Below are 17,118 nucleotides of genomic sequence, written 5' to 3'. Positions count from 1 at the left end.
CTGTGGAAGGCCCTGTTCAAATAAAGAAGAAGGAGATAGATAGTGAATGAGCCAGGCAGAAAAGTTATCAGTAATTGGTGAGTGGACAGATGCCACAAATCTACAGAAATTCTATATAAACGGTGAATGGATTGAGCCAATTAGCAAGGAGATCCTGTCTGTTATTAATCCGGCTACAGGTGAAGAGCTTGCTAAAGTAGCCTCTGCTAACGCGCAAGATGCAGAAAGAGCCATACACGCAGCACGATCCGCATTTGATAAAGGCCAGTGGCGTACCATGTCAGCTCACGAGCGGGCGAACATGCTCATGGAATTGGCAGCAAAAATTGAAGAACATCAGGAAGAACTGGCCGAAATCGAAACAGCTAACAATGGAAAAACTTTGAGAGAAGCACAAGCAGACGTTGCGGAGGCAGCAAAAACGTTTCGTTATTACGCAGGATTAGCGACGAAGCCATCAGGTGAAACCTTCGAGACAGACGAGCCTCTCGTTTCGCGTGTAGTAAGAGAACCAATCGGCGTGTGCGGCCAAATCATCCCATGGAATTATCCTCTTCTTATGGCTGCCTGGAAGCTGGCACCAGCACTAGCAGCAGGCAATACATGTATTTTAAAACCCTCAGAATTAACACCATTAACAGCTATCCGTCTCTTTGAACTAATTGATGAAATTGATTTTCCAAAAGGAGTGGTCAATTTAATAAACGGCACAGGTCCGGATGCGGGGCAGCCGTTAGTTACTAGCTCTCTCGTTGATAAGATCGCTTTTACAGGCGGCACTGTCACTGGAAAGAGGATTATGAAGGAAGCAGTAGGAAACTTAAAAAAAGTATCGCTTGAATTAGGGGGGAAATCTCCAAATATCATTTTTGCTGACGCTGATTATGAAAACGCTTTAGATTATGCGGCCTTCGCTATTTTTAACAACTCGGGACAAGTGTGTTCGGCAGGCTCGCGGCTGTTAGTTGAAAGGAAAATCTATGATCGCTTTACTAGTGATTTAGCTGAGGCGACTAAGAAAATCCGTGTAGGCAACGGAGCCGATCCTTCTTCACAGATGGGGCCAGTTATCAGTAAGCAGCACATGGAAAAGATAGAAAGATATATTGCAGTAGGTAAGCAGGAAAAAGCAACACTCCTCTGCGGAGGCCGCCGCTTGCTTGACCAAGGCCGTGAATATGGCTACTTTATTGAGCCGACCATCTTTATCGATGTGGATCCGCAAGCGACAATTGCCCGGGAAGAAATCTTTGGCCCAGTTCTTTGTGTGATTCCATTTGATACAGAAGAAGAAGCGCTTGAAATCGCCAATGACTCTCCTTATGGACTAGCAGCAGGGATTTTCACATCAAATACGGCGAAAGCAGAACGAATGGCCAAATATATCCGAGCGGGAGTGACGTGGATTAATACGTATGAACAAAATTTAGTAGAGGGGCCTTGGGGCGGTTATAAAGAGAGCGGGATTGGAAGAGAGCTTGGAACCTACGGATTTGATGAGTATACAGAAGTGAAACAAATTATTAATACATTAAAGGTAGAGCCGACAGGGTGGTTCGCGGATTGACCACTTTCAAAAAGAGGAATGGGAGGGGATAACTTGAGTGTGCCCATGGTTGAATTGAAAAGGGTAGCGAAAAGATTTAAAGATTTTGTCGCTGCAGAAGATATTAACATTTCTGTAAAGCCTGGAGAGTTTCTCACGCTGCTTGGGCCTTCAGGCTGTGGGAAAACCACAACCTTGAGGATGATTGCGGGATTTGAGCAGCCATCAGAGGGTGAGGTATGGGTGAATGGACAGATGGTCAATCACGTGGAGCCATATAAACGAGATGTAAATACCGTTTTCCAGAACTATGCTCTCTTCCCTCATATGAATGTATTCAATAACATTGCGTACGGGCTGCGCATGAAGAAAGTACCTAAAAATGAAATTAAAGAACGGGTAGAGAAAATACTTAAGCTCGTACAGCTGGAAAAGTTCGCTTCAAGAAAGCCTGATCAGCTGAGCGGCGGCCAAAAGCAACGGGTCGCTATTGCACGGGCTTTAGTGAATAACCCGAAGGTGCTGCTGCTTGATGAGCCGTTAGGAGCGCTTGATTTAAAGTTGAGAAAACAGATGCAGGTAGAGTTAAAACATCTTCAGCAAGAACTTCAAATTACATTCGTTTACGTTACCCATGATCAAGAAGAAGCATTAACGATGTCAGACCGAATTATCATCATGAATGAGGGAGTTATTGAGCAAGTTGGTTCACCGACTGAAATTTATGAACGTCCGAAGACTAGATTTATTGCAGATTTTATCGGTGAAACGAATCTATTCCAAGGCACTATAGTCCGAGCGGACGATCAATATGTCTTTCTTAACTGCGACAGCCACGAAATGAAAGTTTGTCACGAATTCAGCAGCCATATATCAGATGAAGCCTATGTGGCGGTTCGTCCTGAGAAGATTAAAGTCCTTGCTGCTCCGGAAAAAGAAATGACGGTTATAAAGGGCCTGTTTCAAGAAAAGATTTATGTTGGTTCGGTGACGAAATTAATCTTTGCACTGCCGAATGGACAGCATGTAACGGTTAATGAGACAGAAGAAAGCAGAAAAGCAATGGCGACAGGAGAGCAATTCTATGTTGGCTGGCATCCGCAGGATGCTGTATTGCTAACGTCCTAGCAGCTTTAAAGGAGGTGGGAAAATCGGAAAACTATGTAAATGCAGAGATGTATCTGTTGGGCAAATACTTGTATTTCATTAAATACCAAAAGGGAGAGGAATATTCATGAGAGCGATTGTTATGGGAGTAGGCGGAGTTGGACAGGTGGTAGCGTCGGAATTAGTTAAATCAGATTATCTTAAGAAATTAGTATTAGCTGATATTGTTACAGATCATGCAGGTGAGCTTGCAAAGGAGTACGGCAAAAAAACCAACGCTGAAATTATTGTTAAGCAAGTAAATGCAAGTAACTTAAAGGAAGTCGAAGCCTCCTTTCAAGATGTAGATGTTGTTATTCACTCAGGACTTCCAGATAACAACCTTGTTGTGATGGAAGCCTGTCTAAACACTAAAACCAATTATATAGATATGGCTGCAGCCAGCCCAGCCGGCTTGAAAGAGCAATTATCATGGAATGATCGTTTCAAGCAAGCTGGAATATTGGGAATTATGGGACTGGGCTGTGACCCTGGATTTGCAAATATCGCCGCTCGTTACGGCGTTGATGAATTAGATACAGTAGAGTCCATTTCCATTCGGGATGGGGATAATTCAAAGGTTGATTATGACGGATTTTGTGCTTACTTTAGTCCGCAAACGGCAATTGAGGAATGCTTGGCAAAGCCAAATTACTGGACAGACAAAGAGGGAATTCAATATTATTCGACACCGTTTGCTAATAAAGATGAATTTGAGTTTCCCGAGCCAGTCGGTTGGATGGATTGTTACAACGTAGAACATGAAGAACCGGTAACGATTGGAGATACAATCGGCAAGCAAAAAGGCTGTAAATATGTTGATTTTAAATATGCTCTTCATCCAGACTTTGTAAACACGCTTCAAGTTCTAAGCTATCTGGGGCTGGATAGCAGGGAAGAAATTAATGTGAAAGGAGCAACCGTTGCACCCATCGATGTAGTGGTGAAAACCATGCCTAAGCCAGCAGACTTAGCCGGCAAAATCCATGGGTACTCAGCAATTGGCGCTCTTGTAACAGGAACAAAAGGCGGGAAGAAGAAGGAATTGTTCATCTATACAATGGCTAACCATGACGAGGTATATGAACAAAGCGGGTTTCAGGCAACGGTTTGGCAGACGGGGGTTCCGCCAGTGGCAGCAGTTGATATGATGGCAGCCGGCTTGATGAATCAAACAGGTTGCATCCCGCCCGAGTTAATTGAACCCACTCCTATCTTAGAAAAAATAAAGGCCAGAGGGATGAATTGGGACATCATCGAGAAGACGGCACCGATCTATAAAGCAAAGAATAAAGAGCTAACAAACGCTTAATTAACTGAATATTCTGTCGTATTTTTCGATATGTAAATACTTTTATACATGGATGGGGCTGGAGAGCAGAGTGTGTATCTGCCGGGAACAGCCCCTCATTAAAATTTACGGAAAAGCAGGTGAGAACGATTGAAAAAAGAAAATGTGACTATTGCTACCGATCTTCCTATCAAGCCCAAAGTTAAAACCTCGAAAAAAAAAATTAACTTTGCTGCGATTTGGACACTTTCCCCCGTTACGATTTGGCTGCTGTTGTTTTTATTTGTACCGCTCTTTTTCATACTCATTGTCAGTGTGATGTCAAGAGGGACTTACGGAGGAATTGAGTATACATTTACTCTTGAGAATTACGCTCGGTTCTTTGAACCTCTGTATCTTCGAATTATTGTTGTCTCTATTGTTATGGCAGCGGCGACTACCTTCATCTGTGTTGTCTTCGGCTATCCATTTGCTTATATAATCGCCAAGTCACCTGTTAAATACCGGACCTTGCTGCTATTGCTTGTTATTGTTCCTTTCTGGACGAATTCTTTAATCCGTACGTACGCATGGATCGTTTTGTTAAGAACAGAGGGCGTTATCAACACTCTTTTATTAAAAATTGGACTGATTGCTGAGCCGCTTACTTTGCTTTATAACAGTGGAGCAACTTTGATTGGTTTTGTATACACATTGTTTCCTTTTGCCGTTTTACCTTTATATGCTTCTATTGAAAAGCTGGATCGAACATTTCTGGAGGCGTCGAGCGATCTTGGAGGGAGGCCATGGCAAACATTTTTAAACGTCACTTTGCCGCTTACCTTTCCCGGAGTAGTTGCCGCCTCTCTGCTTGTCTTTATCCCAACTTTAGGGCTGTTTTTTATCTCGGATTTAATGGGCGGAGCTAAGACGATGATCATTGGCAACCTAATTAAAAATCAATTTCTTACTGCTAGAGACTGGCCATTTGGTTCAGCAGCCTCGATTATTTTAATGGTTCTTACCTTGGTGATGATCCTCTTCTATTTGAAAGTATCTGGCGGAAAAACTGATGATACGGAGTTGTTGTAATATGAGCAAACTTACTCGTTTGCCTTCTGTTGCTTATGCCGCGTTTATATACTCATTCCTGTATGTCCCTATTGTTATATTAGTTGCTTACTCATTTAATGATTCTAAGCTCAACGCAGTTTGGAAAGGATTCACATTTGAGTGGTATGCCAAGCTATGGACCAATACCAGCATTTTAGAAGCAGCGAAGATCAGCCTCACCGTCGGATTTTTCTCCACTGCTATTTCCACTATGTTAGGAACGTTGGTAGCTGTAGGGATGTACCGATATCAATTTAGAGGAAAAGGAATAATAGATGCCATGCTCTATGTTCCTCTTGTAATGTCTGAAATAGTCATGGGCATTGCATTATTAGCGTTCTTTTCGATGGTACAAATCCCATTAGGAATGGGCACGCTGCTTGTGGCGCATGTAACTTTCTCGATCCCGTTTGTAGTGGTTGTCATTAATGCAAGGTTAAAAGGGTTCGACCAATCCATCGAAGAAGCATCCAAAGATTTAGGAGCAAACGAATGGCAGACATTTCGTTTAATTACTTTTCCGCTTTTAGGCCCGGCTATTGCGGCAAGTGCCATGCTGGCATTTACCATTTCAATTGATGATGTTATTGTCAGCTTTTTTGTGGCTGGCCCAGATAGCACCACGCTGCCGCTGCAAATTTTCTCGATGGTCCGCCACGGGGTAACGCCGGAAATTAATGCTTTATCGACTTTAATGCTTGTTGTCACTCTTACCTTTGTTATTGTGGCTCAAAGGTTACAAACGAAAAAAAGATAAGAGTGGTTGATTATAAGGAAAATTACTGAATCGGGGGGAATGGAATGTGAAAGCGAGAAAGAAGGGTCGTTTACTGCTTGTGTTGCTGCTATTAACTTCTCTCGTTGTGGGAGGCTGTGGAAGTGAAGCAACTGACAGCTCAGACGAAAAAGTGCTCAACGTCTTTAACTGGGCCGAATATTTACCGAAAAAAGTTATTAAAGATTTTGAAAAAGAAACAGGGATTAAAGTCAATTACGGGACTTACTCTTCCAATGAGGAGATGTTTGCTAAATTAAATACCGGTCAAGGCCAGTATGATTTGGCCGTTGCCTCGCTTTATTATGTTGACGTGCTTATAAAGGAAGGGCTTGTTGAAGAAGTAGATAAAGAGAAAATCCCTAACATTGAAAATATTGGAAAAGAGTTTTTAGGAAAGGATGCAGATCCCGATGACAAGTATTCCATCCCTTATTTATGGGGAGAGGAACTGATCGTCATGAATACAGAGCTCGTAGATAAAAAGGTGACTTCTATTAAAGATTTGCTGGACCCGCAATTTAAAAATAGTCTTGTCATGTTGGATGACCCGCGTACAGTCATTGGAGCCGCCCTGGCTGTTCTAGGTTATTCCCCAAACAGTACAGATGAAAAAGAAATAGAAGAGGCTGGAAAATGGCTCGAGAAATTAAAGCCGAATATTAAAGTGTTTGATAGCGATAACGCCAAAGCACTATTGGCGAGCGGAGAAGTGAAAGGCGGCATTGTCTACGGAGCTGAGGCGAGCCTCGCTATTCGAGAAAATAAGGCGATAGAAAAAATATATCCGGAAGAATTTTTAAGTTTGTGGCAGGACAACTTTGTTATCCCAAAAGGAGCGAAGCATAAAGAGAACGCCTTGAAATTTATTGATTACATTCTTCGCCCAGAAGTAAGCAAAGAGGTAGTAATGGATTATCCGTATGCCAATCCAAATACAGAAGCCGTAAAGCTCTTGCCTGAAGATATTCAAAAAGAAATTGATATTCCAGCAGAAGAGGCAAAGAAAGGCACATATATGAAGGATGTAGGAGAAGCAACGGTTATTTACGATAGAGTGTGGGCGGAGTTAAAGCAATAAAGGCAAATAGCCACTTTATTTTGGTCTGATCAATAGGGAGGGTTCTTCTGTGAAGGTAGCAATTGTTGGCGTAGGCGGTGTAGGCCAGGTGTGCGCTTCGGAACTAGTCAAGCAAGAGTCTCTTGAAAAGTTAGTGCTAGCGGACATTTGTATAGAAGCTGCAATGAGCATTGGGGAGAAATTGCAGACACAGACAAGGAGCGAAATTCTTGTGAAAGAATTAGATGCCCGCAACGTAAAGGAAATGACTCTTGCTTTTAAGGAGGTTGATGTAGTTCTTCACACTGGATTGCCTGAAAATAACTTTTATGTCATGCAGGCTTGCATAAATGCCCAATCCAATTACATTGATATGGCTTCAGTATCGAACGATTCATTGTGGAAGCAGCTATCATGGGATAAGAAATTTAAACAAGCAGGCATTCTCGGAATTATGGGTCTGGGATGCGATCCGGGATTTGCCAACATCGCTGCCCGTTACGGTGTGGATGAACTGGATACAGTTACTGAAATTTCCATTAGAGACGGCGACTGCTCAAATGTGGATTACGAAGGGTTCTGCATGTACTTTAGTCCTAAAACAGCAATTGAAGAATGCCTCGCTCTGCCTAACTACTGGACAATAGAAGAAGGCGAGCGGGTTTACCCTGTTCCATTCGCAAACAAGGAAGAATTTGAATTTCCGGAGCCGGTTGGACGGATGAATGTGTATAACGTCGACCACGAGGAACAAACAACGCTTGGAGAAACAATAGGTAGAAAAAAAGGTTGTAAATATGTTGATTTTAAATATGCCTTGCCTGATGACACGGTAAATGCTTTGAAAGTCATCCGAGACCTGGGGCTGAACAGCGAAGAGGAGATAGAAGTCAAAGGTGTAAAGGTAGCGCCGATTGATATGGTCGTTGCCTTAATGCCAAAACCAGCAGAATTGGCTGGTAAAATTCATGGTTTTTCTTGTATTGGGGCTCTTGTTAAAGGAACCAAAGATGGAAAAGATAAAGAGCTGTTTATTTATACGCTAGCCAATCATGATGAAGTCTATAAACAGTCGGGCTTCCAGGCTACAGTTTGGCAGACAGGTATCCCGCCAGTAGTGGCCGTCGATATGATTGCTGAAGGGACACTTGCTGCCAAAGGCTGCATTCCGCCTGAGTTAATTGAGCCGAAGGTATTTATGAAGAAATTAAAGGAGCGAGGAATGCAGTGGTATGTAAGGGAGAAGTCAACGACATATCTGACAAACAGTTAATTATAGCAAGGTTCCTATAGTATCCAATTAAGAAAAGATCGGGGGAAAAGGCTCAGTGGCTAAAGCAGATATCGTTTTAAAAGGAAATGCTATTTTTACAGGAGTAAATGATGAACCCGTCTCGGGGGCAGTCATTATTAAGGACAATAGAATTAGTGACATTTGTTCAAAAGAAAAAAGCAAAGATTATATTGGCAGCGACACGAAAGTATATAGCTTTGATGACGAGCTGATCATGCCGGGGTTTCACGATTTCCACCTTCATTTATTCTTGGGAAGTTTATATGCGGACAGCGTGTCACTCATCGATGCCAAGTCGGAGCTGGAAGCCGCCATAAAAGTGAAAGAGTTTGCCGATCAGCGGCCGGAAGATCCCTGGGTGTTCGGTTTTAGGTGGTATCACGTCCATTGGGATAATCATACACTCCCAAGCCGTCAAACCCTTGATGAGTTGATTCCGGATCGGCCTGTTCTTTTAGTCAATGAAGAAGGCCATGGTGTCTGGTTGAATACGAGAGCCATGCAAATGCTAGGCATCGACAGACATACTGCAGAACCGGCTTTTGGAAAAATATTTAAAGACGAGACGGGGGAGCCGACGGGTGTTCTCTATGAAACGGCGATCAGTTTAGCTCAGGCTGCTTTTCAATTGCCAAAAGAAAAAGAAAAGAGGTTGCTGGAGAGGTTTTTAAGAAAAGCGGCCAGCTTCGGGATCACCAGTGTTAGTGACATGCTGCCGCTTACAGGGTATGAATTAGGCGATATCCACTTATATAAACAATTTGAAGAAGAAGAAAAGTTAACGGCAAGAATTAATTTTTTGACTGTGTTGAACGGAAACCTGGATTATGCTAAACAAGTTCGCCAGTTGTTTAATTCCAGTAAATTGAAGTTTTCCGGCTTAAAGCAGTTTCTGGATGGCGTACCGGCTACTTATACAGCTCTTCTGCTGGAGAACTATACAGACTTCCCAACCAAAGGTGAGCCTTTCTTACCTCCGGAAACAATTAAATCGTGGGTTACTGAAGCCGATCGAGAGGGCTTTAGAATTCGTCTGCATGCTTGTGGGGACGGGGCCGTACGGTTAGGGCTCGATATCTATGAAGAGGCGATGAAAGCCAACGGCAGCCGGGATGCCCGACATACAATTGAACATATTGAAGTTATTGATCCGGCAGATATTCCCCGTTTTTCTGAATTAGGTGTAATGGCATCCATGCAGCCGGAGCATATGAACACAGAAGAATTTGCGAACAACGTTTATTTGTCTCGTCTTGGAGAAGAACGTTCCAAGCGGACATGGCCGATTAAAAGTTTACAAGATTCCGGAGCCAAGCTGGCTTTTGGAAGTGATTATCCCATCGTTGAAATTAACCCGCTCCCGGGAATTTATCGGGCGGTTACAAGAGTGAATGATAGCGGTGAACCAAATGGAGGATGGAACCCGGAAGAGAAAATTCAATTGGCTGATGCAATAAGATGCTACACTTCCGGTTCTGCTTACGGAGTTTTTGCAGAGGATGAACTTGGCACGCTGGAAAAAGGAAAGCTGGCCGACATTGCTGTTTTAGACCGGAATTTGTTCAATTTGCCTGCAAAAGAAATCCTGCGGGCGAAAGTAAAACTGACAATTATGGACGGAGCTGTTGTTTATGAACAGGCATTGTCTGGAAAATTAGCTATTCAATAAAGTCTTCTACATTTAGCAACTCTTCGGGAGGATGAAAAGAAGATGAAAAGAGGCAAGCGGGGGATCATATATTGGTTTAGCATCAGTTCACTTATACTATTGGCTGGGTTCATTCTAGGCGGCTGCAACCAAGAGGGGAAATCAAAAGAAGATGAAAAAGCTGTAAATATTTTTAACTGGTCACAGTATATTCCGGATCACGTCATCGAAAAATTTGAAGAAGAGACGGGAATAAAAGTGAACTATGATACGTACGCATCTAATGAGGAAATGTATGCAAAATTAAGCGCTGGTCAATCAGGGTATGATGTTGTGGTTCCTACTTTATATTACCTGGAAATTATGGAGAAACAGGGGATGCTCGAAAAGATCAATAAAGACAATCTTCCTCACCTGAAGAATATTGACCAGGATTTTATGGGTCTGTACGTCGATCCCAAGAATGACTACTCTGTTCCTTTTATGTGGGGGACAGGCATTATTGCCGTCAATGAAAAGCTCATTGATAAGGAAGTGACAGGATACAAGGATTTATTTGATCCGCAGTTTAAAAACAGTATTGTTGCTTCCGATGATATGCGCTTTGTTTTAGGTGCCATGCTCGCTATGGAAGGGAATGATCCAAACACACAGGACGAAAAACAAATTGAAGAAGCGGGCAAGCGAATGAAAGAGCTGCTGCCCAATATTAAACTGTTTGACAACGAAAGTCCTAAAACCGTTCTGGCAAATAACGAGGTGAAGGCAGGGATTTTATATGGGGGTGAAGCTATCCTGGCACAAAGGGAAAACCCTGATATTAAGCTTGTACTGCCCAAAGAATACCTTCTTTTATGGCAGGAAAATTTAGTGATCCCAAAAGGAGCGCCACACAAAGAAAACGTTGAAAAATTTATTGACTTTTTACTGCAGCCTGAAATCAGTAAGGAGATTACTATGAGCTACCCGTATGGAAATCCGAACAAGGAAGCTTTAAAGCTACTGCCGGAGGATCTCCGAAGCTTGATCGAGCTGCCTACAGATGAGCTGAAAAGAGGCATATATGCAAAGGATGTAGGAGAAGCAACAGCAATCTATGACCGTGTGTGGGCAGAGGTAAAGCAATAAATTAGCATGATCTTCGATGTAATGAGGAAAGGGCGGTTTTTATGCCGGTTAAAAAACCATCAAACTTTGATAAAAAGATCATTGTCCGTACGATTCGAACAGATGATTTTCATGAGATCATTGAGTTATCCAAAATTGCTTTCCCGCAAATGGAGCCGTGGGAAGCTCAACATTTGGAAAGCCACTTAAAGGTCTTCCCTGAAGGGCAATTTTGTGTGGAATACGGCGGAAGAATTATTGGGTCATGTTCAAGTTTGATTGTTGATTTTGAAGAATATGATGATGACCACAGCTTTGATGAGATTACGGACGACGGCTTTATTAGAAACCATGATCCGAAAGGATTGAATCTTTATGGAATTGATGTGGCTGTCCATCCAGATTTTCGCGGTATGAAAATAGGTCAGCGGCTCTACGAAGCTAGAAAGCAGCTTTGCAGAGAAAGAAATTTAAAGAGTATTATTATAGGCGGAAGAATTCCTAACTACAGTAAGCATGCTCATCGGCTATCAGCAAGGGAATACGTTGATGAGGTAATGAAGCAAAATCTATATGACCCGGTATTAACTTTTCAAATGATGAATGGCTTCGTATTAAAGCGAGTAAATTCCGATTATTTATCAGATGATCAAGCGTCTCTTAAACATGCAACACTAATGGAATGGTATAACGTCGATTACTTGCCAAAAGCCCAACATCATTATAAAAGGGCTTTTCCCGTGAGAATTTCAGTCGTGCAATACATGATGAAGCAGATCCACTCCTTTACTGACTTTGCGAATCAATGCGAGTACTTTATCGATGCGAGCGCTAATTTCAGATCGGACTTTGTGGTATTTCCAGAAACCTTTACAATGCAGCTTCTATCTTTTCTTGGAGAAGATATTCCTAGCTTGCAGGTGAAAAAATTAACTAGCTTTACTGAACAATATATAAAAACATTTACTGACTTGGCGATCAAGTATAACGTAAATATTATCGGCGGCTCTCACTTTGTCGAGGAAAATCATTCTATATACAATATTGCCTACCTATTCAGACGGGATGGGACGGTTGACAGGCAGCGTCAAATTCATATCCCGGCGGATGACCAAAAATGGTGGGGGATACAGCCGGGCAATAATATTCATGTGTTTGATACAGACTGTGGGAAAATCGCCATGTTAGTTAGCTATGATATTTTATTTCCAGAGCTTGCTCGCCTCGCTGTTGATAAGGGAGCACAAATCATTTTTACGCCATTTTCAACAGAGGACCAACAAGGGTACTTGAGAATTCGGTATTGTTCACAGGCCCGGGCGATTGAAAATCAAGTTTATACGGTTATTGCTGGAACTGCCGGGAATTTAACACATGTTCCGCATATGGATGTCCAATACGCACAATCAGGTATTTTTTCACCGTGTGACTTTACTTTTCCGGAAAAAGGAATTGTTGGTGAGTGCAATTCAAACATTGAAACGATCATCGTTGGGGAAGTAGATTTAGAAACTTTAAGAAGAAGCCGAAATATCGGAACGGTTACACCGTTAAAAGATAGAAGAATGGAATTTTATCATACGGAAAGTAAAAAACTAGACCAGGTTGAAACTGAGCGGGTATAACCTTTTCTCACACAAATGGTTTATAAGTCCATAATAGTCAAGAAAGCCTTTTATATTAGACTTGCACAGAGAATCCCTGTCTTTTGCTAATGTAGAGGGCTTTTTTGGCCTTAAAAGGCTGAACTAAGAAGCCGTACATAGTAAGCTCTTCCATAAATAAGAGGGTTTTTAAATTGGAAAATAGAAGTAAGTGAGTAGATAAATCTGAGAGGAATAGGAGTGAGGTCGTGACATTTTTACAGGGGATACAGGAGCTTGTACAACAGATTGCAGATGCGATATCGGCAGCGCTGAAAGTCGAAACAGAAATAATAGATGAAACAATGACCGTCATGGCTGGAACAGGAGAGTGCAGGAAAAGAATCAATACGATAGAAGAGGGCGGAAAAAAAGAGGCGGGTTATGTGTATGGACGGGTTCTTATAACTAAACAGGCATTCGTAGTAGAAGACGCCCGCAACGATCCAATGTATGATCCGCTTGTTAATACGGGAGAGCTAGAAGAAGTGGCAGAGATTTGCTGTCCAATCATATACAAAGAGAAAGCCATTGGCGTAATCGGACTTTTAGCATTTGACCAGGAACAACATAGCAGGCTTATTAAGAACAAAAAGCAAATGTTGAATTTTCTGTGGCGAATGGCAGAGTTAATCACTGGAAAAGTAGCTGAAATGGAAACGACAAATCAATTGCTGCTAACGAAAAATAAATTAAATACGATCTTGGAATCCATTCAGGACGGAATTTTGGCTATTGATCGCCAGGGAGTCATTACTCATTGTAATTACACAGTTGAAATGCTGCTAGATATGCATAAAGAGCAGATCATTGGGAAACAGCTCGAGCATATTTTACCGGAATCGCCGATGCTGTCTGTTTTTAAAACAGGAAAAGGGTATTCGGAAAAAGAAGAAATCTATCAAACACCTAAACAACACTTCCACTTTATTGTAACAGCCACCCCTATTTTCAATCAAAATCAAGTCTACGGAGTTGTTGCCTCCATACGCAAAATGTCTGATGTAAGAAAACTCGCTTATTCTTTAACGTCAGGTGAGCTGGATTTGTCGTTCGCTGAAGTAAAAGGAAAAAGCAATATTATTAAGAGCTTAAAACAACAAGCGATGAAAGTGAGCAATAGTCATTCTAATATTTTAATTACCGGGGAGAGCGGAACAGGGAAAGGGGTATTTGCCATGGCTATTCACAATGCCAGCAATCGAGCTTCAGGCCCTTTTATTTCTGTTAATTGCGGATCCATCCCAGAAACTTTGTTGGAGAGTGAGTTGTTCGGCTACGCTAAAGGAGCATTCACAGGCGCCAATAAAGAGGGAAAGATTGGCAAGTTTGAAATGGCAGATGGAGGAACAATATTTCTTGATGAAATTGGGGACATGCCCTTGCATTTGCAAGTGAAGCTTTTGCACGTATTGCAGCATAAAAAAGTAGAACGGGTGGGCGGGAGCAGTCCTATCCCCATTGATATTAAAGTGATTGCTGCGACCAATCAAAGCTTGGAGAAAATGGTGCAGGAGGGTGAGTTCCGAGCTGACCTGTATTTCCGCTTAAATGTCATCCCGCTTTATTTGCCGCCGCTAAGGGAAAGACAAGTGGACATTCCTATTTTAATGAATCATTTCTTATCTAAACATACCGCTTCTCTAAATAAGGAAATACATGAGTTTGAACCAAAGGTGATTGAGTTGTTTCAAAATTATCACTGGCCTGGAAATGTACGTGAATTAGAAAATGCAGTGGAATATGCAGTGAATATGGAACAGACCAATCGTATTACTGTTCAAAGCCTTCCCGTGCGGATGCTTGAACAAAGAGATTACACCTCCGAGCATCCTTCCTTGAAGGCGATGCTCAGCCTTCATGAAAAGAATATTTTACAAAACATGCTTAACAAACACGGCTATTCAGTCAAAGCAAAAAAGCAAATCGCTGCCCGGTTAAACATCAGTCTTGCCACTTTATATAGAAAACTAGAGGAACATAATCTGCCAAATGATCACTTTTCCATCAGCTCCCCTCATTTAACGAATCGCTGAAGGAGAGCATGAAAGACTGCGAAATTCCTAGCGGTCTTTTTTTGTTGCTTTTTTTGTCTCTTCAAAGGCCTTATTCATTCCCTTTTATTGAGCAAATCATATGTATATTTTTTCTCGGGCGGACCACGCTATATAAAAGTAAAGGAAGGTACATAAAAGCAAGGAAATCTATGGACAGGAGAGAGTGACATGCCACTAAATATTACTCAAAAGCTGATAAAAGGGCATCTTCTTTCTGGTGAAATGATTCCAGGAACAGAAATTGGATTGAAAATTGATCAAACATTGACTCAGGATGCGACTGGAACAATGGTTATGCTGGAGTTAGAGGCTATGGGGCTTGAGCGGGCAAAAACTGAAGCATCCGCTCAGTATGTGGACCACAATTTAATTCAAGTAGATAGCAAAAATCCAGACGACCACTTGTTTTTACAAAGCGCTACTCGGCGCTTCGGATTATATTACAGCCGCCCGGGGAACGGAGTGAGTCATCCTGTGCATATGCAGCGGCTTGCTAAACCGGGAAAGACCCTTCTAGGATCGGACAGCCATACGTGTGCGAACGGATGTATGGGAATGCTAGCGATGGGAGCCGGTGGACTTGATGTCGCTTTAGCGATTGCAGGCGAGCCTTTTTACGTGAAAATGCCTCAAGTGTGGGGAATTAAGCTGACTGGAAAGTTAAATGACTGGGTGAGCGCTAAGGACGTCATTTTAGAGTTGCTGCGCCGACATGGCGTGAAGGGCGGCGTCGGAAGAGTCATTGAGTATTATGGACCGGGAGTCGCAACGCTCAGTGCCATGGATCGTCACGTGATTGCGAATATGGGAGCAGAACTAGGGGCTACCGGGACGGTTTTTCCATCGGATGAAGAAATTAAACGATTTTTAAAAGAGCAGGGACGGGGAGAAGATTGGATCGAGTTAATGGCTGATGAGAGCGCTGCTTATGACATAGATGAAGAAATGGATCTAGCACAAGTGGAACCGCTCATCGCTAAGCCTTCAAGTCCGGGCAATGTTGTGCCTGTATCAGAAGTCGCCGGTACGCCTATTTATCAGTCTTATATCGGCTCATCAGCCAATCCGGGTTTTCGGGACTTTGCGATCGCCGCTGAAATTGTTAAAGGAAAGGAAGTAGCAGAAGGGATTTCCTTTGACGTCAACCCGACCTCAAGACAAATGCTAACAGATCTAGTGAAGGAAAGCCATATCGCCAGTCTTTTACAATCAGGAGCACGTCTGCATCAGGCAGGCTGCAACGGTTGTATTGGAATGGGACAGGCCCCGGCAACAGGACGCAACAGCTTGCGCACAACGCCCCGTAACTTTCCTGGTCGCTCCGGAACGAGAGAAGACAGCGTTTATTTATGTAGTCCCGAAACTGCTGCGGCATCTGCCTTAACAGGAGAAATTACCGATCCGCGCACGCTTGATTTTCCGTACCCGAAGATAAAAGAGCCAGAAAAGCCAACGGTAGATATTAATTTGCTGGAGCAACCGCTGCCGTATGAAGAAGCAAGGAATATACAGCTGCACAAGGGGCCGAATATTGCCTCTATTCCAGAAATGGATGAGATGCCTGACGAGATGGAACTACCTATTCTCTTAAAGATGGGTGACAATATTTCCACAGATGAAATTTTAGCTGGAGGAGCTCGTGTTCTCCCTTATAGAAGCAACCTTCCGGAAATCAGCAAGTTTTCTTTTGAGATTATCGATAAAACATATTACACGCGCGGGAAGGAAACGATTGCAAGCGGCGGGCATGCCATTGTAGGTGGAATGAACTATGGCCAGGGGTCAAGCCGTGAACATGCGGCCCTTGCCCCGAGATATCTCGGCTTAAGGGTTGCCCTAGTGAAAGACTTCGCCAGAATACACTGGCAAAACCTTGTAAACTTTGGCATTTTGCCACTTACGTTCATACATGAAGAAGACTACGACAGTCTCAACCAGGGAGATGTTTTACAGCTTTCAGAGTTAAGGAACAAAATTCAGCAAGGGAATGAGTTTACTATTAATGTAAAAGGCAACACTCAGCTTATACATGTGAAACATTCGCTGTCTGAGCGCCAGGTTGAAGTGATGCTGAAAGGCGGAATGATTAACTGGGTGAAAGCAAGGCAGAGGAAAAGTGTATAGCTTCTGTCAGAATAAATCAGCGTCTAGAAACTCTATGGAGGGATGAAAATGGTAGACAGAGAAAATACATGCAGAGCATGCGAGGGAACTGGCATGCTTTCCGATGATGAAGGGTGGCAATATAATTGCAGTGTTTGTCGAGGAACAGGACACATTAGCGCAGAGAACAGCTATGATTCCGCCAGAATCATGTCTGTTGATGAAAATAATCGTTTATTAGATTAATTAGAAAAGGGCTGTCTCTGCAAAGAGACAGCCCTCAGTTTGTCGACAAAAGGGGTTCGGAATAGTCTTATTCCGAACCCCTTTTGATTTTTCGGTAGTTTTAAAGCCCT

Annotated in this window: 13 protein-coding genes; all 13 read left to right on the top strand. The window is 42.6% G+C overall.

Going from position 1 to position 17,118, the window contains the following annotated elements:
• Positions 1-46 precede the first annotated feature (46 nt).
• The 13 genes from ACH0BF_RS21370 (at position 47) to ACH0BF_RS21310 (ending at position 17,008) form a co-directional block, all read left to right on the top strand.
• Positions 47-1,567, top strand: a complete 1,521-nt coding sequence (locus tag ACH0BF_RS21370) for an aldehyde dehydrogenase family protein (RefSeq protein ID WP_406910236.1) — start codon at positions 47-49, stop codon at positions 1,565-1,567.
• Positions 1,568-1,585: 18 nt separating this feature from the next.
• On the top strand, positions 1,586-2,674 hold the full coding sequence (locus ACH0BF_RS21365) for an ABC transporter ATP-binding protein (protein ID WP_406910235.1): 1,089 nt from the start codon (positions 1,586-1,588) through the stop codon (positions 2,672-2,674).
• A 106-nt stretch (positions 2,675-2,780) separates the two neighbouring features.
• Entirely contained in the window at positions 2,781-4,004 is a 1,224-nt protein-coding gene (locus tag ACH0BF_RS21360) for a saccharopine dehydrogenase family protein (RefSeq protein WP_120036153.1), read from the top strand.
• Between the two features lie 216 nt (positions 4,005-4,220).
• Positions 4,221-5,054: an ABC transporter permease gene (locus ACH0BF_RS21355; RefSeq protein WP_259455814.1), complete on the top strand. Its 834-nt coding sequence runs from the start codon at positions 4,221-4,223 to the stop codon at positions 5,052-5,054.
• Position 5,055: 1 nt separating this feature from the next.
• On the top strand, positions 5,056-5,832 hold the full coding sequence (locus ACH0BF_RS21350; protein ID WP_120036154.1) for an ABC transporter permease subunit: 777 nt from the start codon (positions 5,056-5,058) through the stop codon (positions 5,830-5,832).
• A 46-nt stretch (positions 5,833-5,878) separates the two neighbouring features.
• Positions 5,879-6,931, top strand: coding sequence for an ABC transporter substrate-binding protein (locus ACH0BF_RS21345; protein ID WP_406910234.1), 1,053 nt, complete (start codon positions 5,879-5,881; stop codon positions 6,929-6,931).
• Between the two features lie 49 nt (positions 6,932-6,980).
• Positions 6,981-8,183 carry a saccharopine dehydrogenase family protein gene (locus ACH0BF_RS21340; protein WP_406910233.1) on the top strand — a complete coding sequence of 401 codons (1,203 nt, stop codon included), beginning with the start codon at positions 6,981-6,983 and terminating at the stop codon, positions 8,181-8,183.
• A gap of 55 nt (positions 8,184-8,238) precedes the next feature.
• Entirely contained in the window at positions 8,239-9,873 is a 1,635-nt protein-coding gene (locus ACH0BF_RS21335; RefSeq protein ID WP_406910232.1) for an amidohydrolase, read from the top strand.
• A gap of 42 nt (positions 9,874-9,915) precedes the next feature.
• Positions 9,916-10,980: an ABC transporter substrate-binding protein gene (locus ACH0BF_RS21330; RefSeq protein WP_406910231.1), complete on the top strand. Its 1,065-nt coding sequence runs from the start codon at positions 9,916-9,918 to the stop codon at positions 10,978-10,980.
• 41 nt (positions 10,981-11,021) lie between these two features.
• Positions 11,022-12,584, top strand: a complete 1,563-nt coding sequence (locus ACH0BF_RS21325) for a GNAT family N-acetyltransferase (protein ID WP_406910230.1) — start codon at positions 11,022-11,024, stop codon at positions 12,582-12,584.
• A gap of 227 nt (positions 12,585-12,811) precedes the next feature.
• The gene (locus ACH0BF_RS21320; RefSeq protein ID WP_340851249.1) at positions 12,812-14,638 is read left to right on the top strand and encodes a sigma-54-dependent Fis family transcriptional regulator; all 1,827 of its coding nucleotides are present in this window, start codon (positions 12,812-12,814) and stop codon (positions 14,636-14,638) included.
• 189 nt (positions 14,639-14,827) lie between these two features.
• On the top strand, positions 14,828-16,783 hold the full coding sequence (locus ACH0BF_RS21315; RefSeq protein ID WP_120036161.1) for an aconitate hydratase: 1,956 nt from the start codon (positions 14,828-14,830) through the stop codon (positions 16,781-16,783).
• 48 nt (positions 16,784-16,831) lie between these two features.
• The gene (locus tag ACH0BF_RS21310; RefSeq protein WP_182917083.1) at positions 16,832-17,008 is read left to right on the top strand and encodes a hypothetical protein; all 177 of its coding nucleotides are present in this window, start codon (positions 16,832-16,834) and stop codon (positions 17,006-17,008) included.
• Positions 17,009-17,118: the final 110 nt, after the last annotated feature.

The sequence above is a fragment of the Pseudobacillus sp. 179-B 2D1 NHS genome (assembly GCF_045370945.1).
Taxonomy (GTDB): Bacteria; Bacillota; Bacilli; order Bacillales; family Domibacillaceae; genus Pseudobacillus.
The sequence above is the reverse complement of the archived record's forward strand: the minus strand, read 5'-3'. Positions and strand labels throughout refer to the sequence as shown.